Source organism: Capnocytophaga sp. oral taxon 380 str. F0488 (assembly GCF_000318255.2).
In the GTDB taxonomy this organism is placed as follows: domain Bacteria; phylum Bacteroidota; class Bacteroidia; order Flavobacteriales; family Flavobacteriaceae; genus Capnocytophaga; species Capnocytophaga ochracea.
In genome coordinates, this window is the sequence record NZ_KB291190.1 from 25951 (window position 1) to 37824 (window position 11874).

Annotated in this window: 10 protein-coding genes; 9 read left to right on the forward strand and 1 reads right to left on the reverse strand. The window is 38.3% G+C overall.

The window, feature by feature from the left end; translation table 11 throughout:
• Positions 1-626: 626 nt before the first annotated feature.
• The 8 genes from HMPREF9078_RS03815 (at position 627) to HMPREF9078_RS03850 (ending at position 8758) form a co-directional block, all read left to right on the forward strand.
• Positions 627-1436: an RHS repeat domain-containing protein gene (locus HMPREF9078_RS03815; RefSeq protein ID WP_009419429.1), complete on the forward strand. Its 810-nt coding sequence runs from the start codon at positions 627-629 to the stop codon at positions 1434-1436.
• 257 nt (positions 1437-1693) lie between these two features.
• Positions 1694-1876, forward strand: coding sequence for a hypothetical protein (locus HMPREF9078_RS03820; protein ID WP_009417229.1), 183 nt, complete (start codon positions 1694-1696; stop codon positions 1874-1876).
• Positions 1863-2426 carry a GNAT family N-acetyltransferase gene (locus HMPREF9078_RS03825; RefSeq protein WP_009419430.1) on the forward strand — a complete coding sequence of 188 codons (564 nt, stop codon included), beginning with the start codon at positions 1863-1865 and terminating at the stop codon, positions 2424-2426. Before HMPREF9078_RS03820 ends, HMPREF9078_RS03825 begins: the two co-directional genes overlap by 14 nt.
• A gap of 24 nt (positions 2427-2450) precedes the next feature.
• Positions 2451-3575 carry a DegT/DnrJ/EryC1/StrS aminotransferase family protein gene (locus HMPREF9078_RS03830; protein WP_009419431.1) on the forward strand — a complete coding sequence of 375 codons (1125 nt, stop codon included), beginning with the start codon at positions 2451-2453 and terminating at the stop codon, positions 3573-3575.
• A gap of 57 nt (positions 3576-3632) precedes the next feature.
• Entirely contained in the window at positions 3633-5219 is a 1587-nt protein-coding gene (locus HMPREF9078_RS03835) for a DNA methyltransferase (protein WP_009419432.1), read from the forward strand.
• Positions 5220-5227: 8 nt separating this feature from the next.
• Complete coding sequence (locus HMPREF9078_RS03840; protein WP_009419433.1) at positions 5228-7012, forward strand: AIPR family protein; 1785 nt, start codon at positions 5228-5230, stop codon at positions 7010-7012.
• Positions 6987-7772 carry a TdeIII family type II restriction endonuclease gene (locus tag HMPREF9078_RS03845; protein WP_009419434.1) on the forward strand — a complete coding sequence of 262 codons (786 nt, stop codon included), beginning with the start codon at positions 6987-6989 and terminating at the stop codon, positions 7770-7772. The genes HMPREF9078_RS03840 and HMPREF9078_RS03845 overlap by 26 nt, the downstream gene beginning before the upstream one ends.
• 17 nt (positions 7773-7789) lie before the next feature.
• Positions 7790-8758: a glycoside hydrolase family 130 protein gene (locus HMPREF9078_RS03850; RefSeq protein WP_009417204.1), complete on the forward strand. Its 969-nt coding sequence runs from the start codon at positions 7790-7792 to the stop codon at positions 8756-8758.
• Positions 8759-8809: 51 nt separating this feature from the next.
• Here HMPREF9078_RS03850 and HMPREF9078_RS03855 read toward each other — a convergent pair whose 3' ends face one another.
• The gene (locus HMPREF9078_RS03855; protein WP_009419435.1) at positions 8810-10363 is read right to left on the reverse strand and encodes a phosphoethanolamine transferase; all 1554 of its coding nucleotides are present in this window, start codon (positions 10361-10363) and stop codon (positions 8810-8812) included.
• Between the two features lie 135 nt (positions 10364-10498).
• Between HMPREF9078_RS03855 and HMPREF9078_RS03860 the strand changes: the two genes are divergently transcribed.
• Positions 10499-11728, forward strand: a complete 1230-nt coding sequence (locus HMPREF9078_RS03860) for a 3-deoxy-D-manno-octulosonic acid transferase (protein ID WP_009419436.1) — start codon at positions 10499-10501, stop codon at positions 11726-11728.
• Positions 11729-11874 lie beyond the last annotated feature (146 nt).

Below are 11874 nucleotides of genomic sequence, written 5' to 3' on the forward strand. Positions count from 1 at the left end.
AACAAGGCTAAAAATGGTGAAAACGGGGTTTCGAGACGAAAGAAAAGGGAAGAGGTGGTAGGCCTTAGTCCATAGGCAATAGGAGGAGTATGACGGAAAAGGGAAGAAATGACGAATGACGAGAGACGAATGACGAAGGAAATGTGATAAAAATCTCTTGCTGGCTACCTTCAAAGGGGGAATTGTAGCGAATCATTTATTCGGTAAGCTCCCGAACCCCCGAAGGGGGACAAGCTGGAAAAGATGACAAACCTCTCCCTTTACACATACTTCGTTCTCGCGGACTTCCGTTCAAAGGGGGAATTAGGGACGGAAAAGGGGTGAGGTCGTAGCGCGACAAGCAATTGAAAGTAGTACGACAGGTGATTGAAAGTAGTACGACGGGTGATTGAAAATAGTATTTTATTATATCGAATTGAGGTTAAATAAGGATAGAAAATTTCTTTAAAAAGAGAAACAAATAATGGCTATTTAGTTATAAATATAACAATAGGAGTTTTGTTATTCTTATTTTACTTTGTTTTGGCATAGTTTTGGTGAATAGGTAGATATGGCGTATTGGTACATTTAGAAATCTTTTGTACTTTTGCGCCCCAAAAAAGTATTATTTTAAATAGAACATTATTATGAAAAGAATCATAGCTATTGCCTTATTAGCTACTACTGTCGCTTTTGGGCAGAGTCAGAAAAAGAATGGTTGGGAGCGTGCTCAGCTGAAAGGGAAAGTAAAAACGGTTGTGCAATCGGGTATTCAAATTGGTGAAAACGGAGAAGAAATACCGATGAACTCTGAGCTTTTTTCGCAGTTTGACAAAAAGGGAACTGTTGTGAAAATGCAATCGAAGCAAAATGGAATGACGATTAAATTCGTAGATGTATATGACAAAGACGGGAATATGATAGAGTCGGCTTCGAGAGATGATTCGAACACGTTGCTTTCTAAGAATGTGTATGAGTATGACGAAAAAGGGAACCTTACCAAGCACGATGTAGAGACGCCCGACGGGAATATTTTTATGAGCCGAATAAATGTTTATAACGAACAGAATCAGCTTGTAGAACGCACGGATTGTATAGCAGGAATGTGCCAAGATAAAACTACTTATAAGTATACTCCTGAGGGGAAATTATCGGAAGAGTCTAAATTCACAAAGGACGAGCTTACCAGCAAAACGGTATATACTTACGATGCCAAAGGGAATATGGTAGAAAAGCAAGTGTTTGACAAAGATAACGCTTTGAAACAGAGAGTTGTTTCAGCTTTTGACAAAAACAACAATGAGGTGGAGGTTAAATACTTTGACAAAGATGGTAACATTACTAAAACAGAGACCTATGAGTTTGTGTATGACAAGAAGAACAACTGGACAAAGAAAACAATGTCGGTTAACGGTCAGCGTGTAACGATTTTCACACAGAAGTTGAAATATTTTTAGGAATAAGAAGTTTTTTTAATAACATAAGGGTTGGCTTACGAAGGTAAGTCAACCCTTATGTGTTAAGAAGGGGATATTTTTATATAATTCAAAATATTTTTGTATCTTTGCACTGTGGAAGGCTGTGTTTAATAGCTATAGAACTGTGGTGCGGTAGGCATTACGTAGTCGTAGTGCGACGGGCTATTAGGACTTTGACAAAAGTCGTGGCAAAGCAACACTAACTATTAAGGATTAAAAACTAAGGATTAAGTATTATGGCAAGAGAAATAAAACCAACACCTGTATTAGAAGGGCAAGATGTAATAGAGTTCTACAAAAAATTAGCAGGTTTTAGACGAAGCTTAGCTGAAAAAGGAATTACACGTGAGAGCGTTCGCAAGAATGCTATGCTATTGAAGTCAATTTTTAAAGACGATAGAGATAATGCAAACAGATGATTTTGCACAACTTTTAAAAGGCTTATCTTTTTTTCGGCTTAAAGAAGGACATACAATAAAGCCTTTTGATTGTGGAGACGACGATTTGAATGAGTTTCTTTTTGAGGAAGCAGTTCCTTACCGAAAACAATTACTTGCCACCACTTTTGTTATTGAAAATGATGAGCGTACTTTAGGTTATTACAGTCTATTGAATGACAGTCTATTACTCAAAGAAGAGATGTTCTCATCAAAAAGTCAGTATAACAAATTTCGCAGAGAGTTATTACCCTATCCTAAACGGCATTTAAACAACGTTCCTTCTCTAAAAATAGGGAGATTGGCTATTGATAAAACTTTTAAAGGTAAAGGGTTAGGAAGAATTATTATTGATACTATTATCAATCACTGTGTAGATTTGAATAAAGATGAGGCTTGTCGCCTTATTACAGTTGATGCATATGCACAAGCAGTAAGTTTCTATCAAAAGATAGGGTTTGAATTTCTAACGAAATTAGATGAAGGAGAAGAAACAAGATTAATGTTTCTTGATTTGATAAGTTTTTTGTAACGAACGATTAATAATATTCGACATATGAAAAAAATACAAATGGTTGACCTACAAGGTCAGTATGAAAGAATTAAAAACGACGTACAAGCCTCTTTTGAGGAAGTACTCAACACCACCGCTTTTATCAACGGCCCCCAAGTACAAGCCTTTCAAAAGGAATTGGAAAACTATATGGGGGTAAAACACGTAATCCCTTGCGCTAATGGTACTGATGCCCTACAAATAGCAATGATGGGGCTCGGACTCAAAGAAGGCGATGAAGTTATCACTGCCGATTTTACTTTCGCTGCAACTGTGGAAGTGATTGCCCTACTGAAACTCACCCCTGTATTGGTAGATGTGTACGACGATACTTTCGACATCAACATCGAAGCAATTGAAAAAGCTATTACTCCTCGCACGAAAGCCATAGTGCCAGTGCATTTGTTCGGTCAGCCAGCTAATATGGAAGCTATTATGGCTTTGGCTAAAAAACATAACCTCTTTGTGATTGAAGACAATGCGCAAGCCATTGGTGCCGATTACACTTTTGCCGACGGACACAAACAAAAAGTAGGAACTATCGGTCACGTGGGGGCAACCTCTTTCTTCCCTTCTAAGAACCTCGGTTGCTACGGCGACGGAGGAGCTATCTTCACTAATGACGATGACTTGGCTTACACTCTTCGCGGTATCGTAAATCACGGTATGTACGTGCGTTATCACCACGATGTAGTAGGGGTAAACTCTCGTCTCGACTCTTTACAAGCAGCAGTATTGCGCGCCAAACTCCCTCACCTAAACGATTATAATGCCCGCCGTCGTGAGGCAGCTCGCAAATATACCGAAGCTCTTAAAGGCAATCCTCATATCATTACCCCTGTAATCGCAAAAGGTAACGACCACGTGTTCCACCAATATACTCTCCGCATTACCAATGGCAAACGCGATGAACTCGCTAAGGTTTTTGGTGAGAACGGAGTGCCTTTTGGTATTTACTACCCTATACCATTGCACGCCCAAAAAGCCTATACCCGTAGCTCTTATAACGAAGCTGATTTTGGCGTTACCAATAAATTAGTACAAGAAGTCATCTCTCTGCCTATGCACACCGAGCTTGACGACGAGCAAATAGCGTTTATCACAGAATTGATAAAGAAAACAGTGTAGTTGTAGGTCGTGGTAGGACAGGCAAAAAGGCAGTAATATCCATCGGATTAGAAAAATATGCCAAATACAAATCAATACTTTACATTGCAACAAGCCTCATTGTGGGCAACGGAATATATGGGGAAGAATGTTACTTCCTCAAATATCTCCTATTTAGTACAGTATGGTAAAGTAAAGAAATTTGAAAACAATGGCATCACTCAAATCGCTAAAGAGGAACTTAAAGCCTATTACGATGCTTTGGGTGGAAATCGCGCCTCACAGTGGAAAGAGAAATTAGGCGATGACCTCAATTGGAGTCTGTCGTTTGAGCAATATAAAGAAGCAGAAACTACTAAGCACGTACACCGCTTGCACCCTTACAAGGGGAAGTTTATTCCGCAATTGGTAGAGTATTTTTTAGATGGGCATACTGATGCTTTCAAAAAAGAAGTCTTTTTTAAAGCAGGTGATATAGTCCTCGACCCTTTTTCGGGTAGTGGTACTACTATGGTACAAGCCTCAGAATTAGGAATGCACGCTATAGGGATAGACGTATCAGCTTTCAATGCTCTCATAGGCAATGCTAAAGTAGGGCATTACGATTTGGTAGATGTGTATAACGAAACGCACCGCATTACCCAAGCTTTAAAGGAGTTTTTAGCAGAAAAACACATACTTGCTTTTGATGCTGAACTTACCGAAGCGCTCAATAATTTCAATAAAGAGTTCTTCCCCGTACCCGACTATAAATACCGTTTGCAACGCAAGGAGATAGACGGCAAAATATATGGTGCTGAAAAAGAACAACAGTTTTTACCTATTTATCAGGCACTTGTGGAAAAGTATCACATTCAGCTAAAACAAGCTAAAGCCGATACATTTTTAGATAAATGGTATATACAACACGTACGCGAGGAGATAGATTTTGTGTTTAACCTTATTAAACAGATAGCTAATCCCGCTACCAAGCGTATTGTTACCCTCATATTAAGCCGTACCATTCGCAGCTGTCGCGCCACCACTCACGCCGATTTAGCCACGCTGATAGAGCCCGTAACTACCACTTACTATTGTGCTAAACACGGCAAGGTGTGCAAACCTCTTTTTTCTATATTGAAATGGTGGGAGACCTACACTAAAGACACTATCAAACGTTTGCAACAATTTAAAGATTTGCGTACTAATACTTACCAGAAATGTTTACAAGGCGATAGTCGTACTATTGACATCTTTGAGGCATTAGAGCATAAGAACCCTGAGTTTGCTGCTTTAGCAAGAAAGCAGAAGATAAAAGGTATTTTCTCATCACCTCCTTATGTAGGGCTGATTGATTATCACGAGCAACACGCTTATGCTTATGATCTTTTTGGTTTTGAGCGCAATGACGATAAAGAGATAGGTCCCCTTTACAAAGGACAAGGGCAGGAAGCCAAACGTATGTATGTAGCAGGTATTGCTGAGGTGCTTACCAATAGCAAACGCTTTTTAGCCGATGATTACGATGTATTTTTGGTAGCCAACGACAAATACGGCTTATACCCCGAAATAGCCGAGCGAGCAGGAATGCGTATTGTAAATCAATACAAACGCCCCGTACTCAACCGTACCGAGAAGGATAAAAACGCGTACGCTGAGATTATATTTCATTTAAAAGAAAAATAGAAAGAGTTATGGATAGTATTACAAAATCATATTTAGACACTTTTACTGAAAAATTAGGAATAAACGACTCTTCACTTAGTGAGTCTGATAGATTTGAACATTTTTCTGCTTTTTCACTTTTATCCCAAGAAGTAAATAGTAACATATTAAAATCTGATTTGGAATCAATTTCTACAGGAAAGGCAAAAGGGATTGATACAATAGCATTTTGTATAAATGAGAAATTAATTTTAAATAGTGATGAAATAGAAAATTTCAAAGATATGGGATTGTTTGTAAATGCTTTTTTTATACAAACAAAAACAACTGAAGGATTTAGTGATGCTGAGTTAGGAAATTTTTTAGATGTTGTAATTGATTTCTTTTCTGACAATCCAATTTACAACATTCCTGAATTAGAAAATTCAAAAGATATTTATAAAGAGTTACGTAAAAAAATAGGTAATATAAGAGAGTTTAACTTATATTGCTTTTATGTTTCTCTTGGTGTAAAACAAGAAAATAATACTACTTTGGAAGCTACTAAGGGTGTAAAGATTAAACTTCTTAAAAATTTTAGCCTATTTACTAATGTAAATATATCTCTAATAGATAAAACAACTCTTATAAATGCTCATCGAAAAGCTATAACTCCTCTCAGTGCTACAATTAAATTTGAAAATAAGACACAATTAAATAATATTCAAAATGTTGAAGAAGCCTATATAGGTTTTCTTCCTTTTTCTGAATTTAGAAACTTGATAATGGATGAAAATCAAGTAAAAATAAAGAGTCTATTTAATGATAATTTAAGAGATTTTTTAGGTATTGAAAATCCCATAAATCAAGGAATAAAAAAGACTTTAGAAGATAGAAAATTCAACGAATTTTCACTTTTAAATAATGGTGTTACAATAATAGCAGATTCTAATAGAGGTAGAGGAAACACTTTAATACTTGATAATTATCAAGTGGTTAATGGTTGTCAAACATCTAATGTTTTATTTGAATGTAGAAACATTCCTGACATTGATAGAGTTTTAATTCCTTTAAAAGTTGTTATAACAAAAGATGAAACACTAAGAGATGAAATTATTCTAACAACAAATAGTCAATCTATGTTCACAGAGGAACAATTATTTGCTATTACACAATTCCAAAAGACATTAGAGAATTTTTATTTTTCACATCGTGAAGTGGATAAGCTTTACTATGAGAGAAGAACTAACCAATTTTCAAACCTTAGTATTAGTCGTATTAATATAATAGAAATTAAAGAACAATTAAAAAGTTTTATGGCAATGTTCTTTGATCTCCCTCATATAGTTGCAGGGAATATAGGAAAAATAGTTGCTAATTATAAGGATGATTTTTTTCAAAAGGAACATAGTCCACTGCCTTACTATATAGCAGGGCTTATCTCTAAAAAATGGGAAGAGTTACTAATTTCAGAAGATAGTGCTCTATATAAAGAATTTAATAAGTATAGGTATCATATATTTATGGGATTTAGATACTTGGTTGAAGACTTACCTTTTAATTCTGATTATCTCAAGAACATTAAAAAGTATTCTGTAAAATCAGAGAATGCTTCAACTAGAATAAATAGTTATGAAAAACTATTGAATACTATTCGTGATAATGCCCTATTTAAAGAAAATATACAATTAGCAATTGATATTTTCAAAAAATGTGATTATAATAGAGCTAAGTCTGCATACTCAAACCCTATAACAAAAGATTATAAATCTTTTTTGCAAGAATATATAAACTTAGATACAGAAAGTAATGTTAACCCCACAACAAATAACTAATGTAGAAAACACGCTTAGGCATAGTCTTAGAACAAAGTTTCAGCACTATAACCCTGAGCCTGCGGTGATGCCTTTCCATACACGCTTATTGGGTAAAGACCGTATGGCACTGTTTTCGTTTATTCATTCTTTGAATACCAATTTTGGTACGAGCATTTTTGAGCCTGTGGCTAAATCATTAGCTGAATCTCAGTTTAAAGTGGCTAAACTACAAGCGGTAGCAGGTGATAAGATAAGTGAAAAAGCGCAACGGGTTATTCAAGATATTATGGATAACCTTACTGTAAATGGTAACCCTAATAAGGAAGCAGAAATAGAAGCTATTAGAGCTGTGTGTCAGGAAGGGAAAATGAACACTGTAAAGCCTACCAAAGTAGATGTGTGGTTAGAAAGTCATTCAGGTGAACTTTTCTTGTTTGACATTAAAACAGCTAAGCCTAACAAAGGAGGCTTTAAAGAGTTTAAACGCACTTTATTAGAATGGGTAGGTTGTGTATTGGCTGAAAACCCTAATAGAAAAATACATACCCTTATTGCTATACCTTACAATCCGTATGAACCTAAACCTTATTCACGCTGGACGATGGCGGGAATGTTAGATTTAGATAACGAGCTAAAAGTAGCCCAAGAGTTTTGGGATTTTCTTGCAGGTGAGAATGCCTATCAGGATTTATTAGATTGCTTTGAGCGTGTAGGTATAGAACTACACAATGAAATAGATGAATACTTTAAAAAGTTTAATAAGCTAAACAATAACTAATAACTAAAACAAAAATAATGAGTCAAAAAATTCCTTGGCAAGAACGCCCTGCGGGTTGTACCGATGTAATGTGGCGTTATTCTGAAAACCCTATTATCGGTAGGTATGATATCCCTACCTCTAACAGTATTTTTAACTCGGCTGTTGTGCCTTTTGGCGACGGCTATGCAGGGGTTTTTCGCTGCGACAACAAAGCAGTACAAATGAACATCTTCGCTGGCTTCAGTAAAGATGCTATTCACTGGGAAATCAACCACGAACCTATCGTGATGAAAGGTGGTAATACTGATTTCCTTCATTCTGAGTATAAGTACGACCCTCGCGTAACGTTTATCGAAGACCGCTATTGGGTAACTTGGTGTAATGGCTATTGTGGCCCTACTATCGGGATTGCTTATACTTTTGATTTCAAAGAGTTTTTCCAATGCGAGAATGCCTTTTTGCCTTTCAACCGCAACGGAGTGCTCTTCCCAGAGAAAATCAACGGTAAATACGCAATGCTTAGCCGCCCAAGTGATAACGGACATACACCTTTCGGCGATATTTTCATCAGCTATAGCCCCGATATGAAATATTGGGGTGAACACCGCTGCGTGATGAAAGTAACACCTTTTATAGATAGCGCTTGGCAATGTACCAAAATAGGAGCAGGAGCTGTGCCTATCAAAACCAAAGACGGATGGCTATTGTTCTATCACGGGGTGATCAACACTTGCAACGGTTTCCGCTACTCTATGGGCGCTGCTTTGTTAGACCTCAACAATCCAAGCAAGGTAATAGCTCGTACACAGCCTTACCTCTTGGCGCCTGCCACTCTCTACGAAACTACCGGCGATGTGCCTAATGTGGTATTCCCTTGTGCTGCCTTGCATTCTATCGAAGAAGACAAAGTAGCGGTGTACTACGGCGCTGCCGATACAGTAGTGGGCGTTGCCTTCGGACGTATTTCCGAAATTGTAAAATTCACTAAAGAAAACTCATTGTAAACAGATAAATAAAACAAGTGAAAAAGCACAAGCCGTCGGGCTTGCGCTTTTTCACTTGTTATCAGTTATTATATTGTCTTCTTCTAAACTCTCAAGAGGAACATTTTCATATTGGTTGAATACTTTTAAAGAATCAGGTGTTGCCGATAAAAACTCATATCCTCTAAGTGTTGGCTCATCTATTCCTAACCAGTGGGCATAACCTTTTAGAAAGTAAAAACCCGATTTAGGAACTTTTACTACCTTGTGTTCTCTGTCGTCACTGCTTAGCAAAGCAAACGGAATACGATAAACGGCTTTGTTAGGGTGAGTATCGCCGTGAGTAAGAGTGGCAAAAAACGATGACGATCGGTCTTTGGTCATCAGTCCGTGATCGGCAAAGTAAAGCATAGAAAAGGGGTGATGTTGTGCTTCTAAAAGCTCGTAAACGCGTTGTAAGAACTTGTCGGTCTGCTCAATCGTTTGTAAGTAAGCCGAAAAGTTACGGTTGTAATAGTTGTAATGTACCGATTGCTCTAAGCGTTCAGGAAAGTAAATGTGAGAGCCCATAATATGTAGTACAAACAAACGCGGGCGTGCGCTCTTTTCTTCTAAAAAGCGTTGCAGTACGGGTAGTAAAGCCGAGTCGTAGATATTCATTGATGAGTAGTCACCTTTCTTTGTAAAAACCTTATGGTCGCATAACGAGGCTATCTTAGCAATAGGCGTATCCCATTCGCCTACTGACCCTTGATTTGAAAGCCAATAGGTGTCAAAACCTCCCATTTTTGCCAAAGAGATGAGATTATCAGCATAAACAAAATCACCGTTCTTTTGCTTTAAGAACATCCGCAAAAGGGCAGTAGTAGTGTTGGGAGCGGTTGCCGTATAACCATCTATTATTGTCCCCTTAGCACTCTTCAAGAAAGAGGAATTCTCTATTGGAAATCCGTATAACGACATATAGTCCTTCCGTACGCTTTCGCCTATCACAAGCACATAGTTCATATACTTAGGTTTGGCGCTGACTACCTGCCACGAAGGCGTGCCTTCAATGCTTTGGTTGAGCTCCTTGCGCAATTGTTTGTAGTTCTTCACATTGTGGTAGATAGAAGCATAGAACGCAATAGGCGCCGTGCGTGTGTTTTGCCACTGGAAACCGCCCTCTTCCCGAATCTTTGTAAAAGGACGGTACACTGTAAGTGCCACGCCTACTATACCTATCCCCAAAGTAATAAACCACTGTTGGCGATTGTATATTGTCTTTTTCTTCTTGCCTAAGTAAAGAATGAAACTCCCAAATAATAAAGTAAGTACCGATACTCCATAGGAATAAAAAGGTAATTGTTGCATAAACTCTTTAGACTCTTGGAAATCTGTTTCAAAGAAGGCGCCAATCATCGTAGCAGGCGGATGGCCAAACCAGATAATTTGAGGTAAAAAGAGCACACAAGTGAGTAGTACAAAACCAAAGATAATAGCAAACAACCAGTAGTTTACCCGTCTAAGCGTCAAAAATAACAAGAAAGTAGCAAGCATTCCATAGACTGCTAAGTTCATATCTAAAGCCAACGGTATTGCTACCGAAAAGAGCAATAGCAGTATTTCAAAAAGATATTTTTTCATCTAACAATAGAGTTTAAGCAATTCGCTTTCTGAGATTGCAAAAGTACAAAATAATATTAAAAAGGCGATACTTTTTACTTTTTTACTACCTTTGCGCCTTGTATCGTCATTTGTCATTCGTAATTCATCATTAAAATGTACACATTCTCTCTTTATATCATCAAGGCAATCCTCCCCATCGTTGCCCTATTCAACAAAAAAATACACCTCTTTGTAAGCGGACGTAAAACCGTATGGACTACCCTTACCGCCAAACTCGACCCTCATACCCGCTATGTGTGGATACATACCGCTTCTCTCGGCGAGTTCGAACAAGGCTTGCCCGTTGTTAAAGCCCTGAAAAAACAAGGCTATAAAATACTCATTACCTTCTTTTCTCCCTCAGGCTATGAGGTGCGCAAAAACACCCCCGATGCCGATATAGTAGTCTATCTTCCCCTTGATACACCCGCTAATGCCCGCAAGTTCGTGCAAATGGTAAATCCTGCAATGGCTATTTTTGTGAAATACGAGTTTTGGGTCAATTACCTTACCGAGCTCAAAAAAGCACAAGTACCCACTTATTTACTCTCCGGTATTTTTCGCAAAAATCAAATCTTCTTCAAGCCTTACGGCGGAATGATGCGCCGAGCCCTGCATTGCTTTACTCATTTCTTCGTGCAGAACGAGCTTTCTCAGCAACTACTTAAAAACTTAGGCTTCAATAATGTAACTGTCAGTGGTGACACCCGCTTCGACCGTGTAGCCGAAATATTGGAACGAGACAACCATTTAGATTTTGTAGAGCAGTTCAAAGGAAACAATCTATGTGTGGTCTTCGGTAGTTCGTGGGCTACCGACGAAGACATTTACTTGCAGTATATCAACACTTGCACTGCCCCAGTGAAGTTCATCATTGCCCCTCATAATATTCACCCTACCGATATCGCAGAACTCAAACACAACCAGCAGAAGTTAAACCGTAAAGTTGCCCTATTCTCCGAGAAAGACTCTCTCAACCTTTCTGATTACGACATACTCATCATCGATACCATAGGCATTCTCACCAAAGTGTACAGCTATGCCGATATAGCCTATGTAGGAGGTGGAATGGGCACTACGGGCTTACACAATGTCTTAGAGCCCGCCGTATTTGGGGTACCTGTAATCATCGGTAAGAATTATGAAAAGTTCAATGAAGCAAAGGAGTTAGTCACCTTAGGGGGCGTTCTCTCCGTAAGCAGTAAAGAAGAATTCGCCCAGGTAATGAATAACCTTGTTACTTCACCCGAAAAGCGCACCGCTATAGGCAATATCAATCGCCAATATATAAACGAAAAACAAGGCGCTACTAAGGCTTTTTTACAAGCAATAACTTCGCTTTAGCCTCGCCTTACCGCCTCTTTACCTTCGTTTTACCTTCGCCTTTCCGTCGCTACATTCCCCCTATTACCTCCGCCATTCGTCATTTGTTCCTCGTCATTCCTTCCCTTTTCCATCATACTCCCCCCTATTGCCTATGGCCTAAGGCC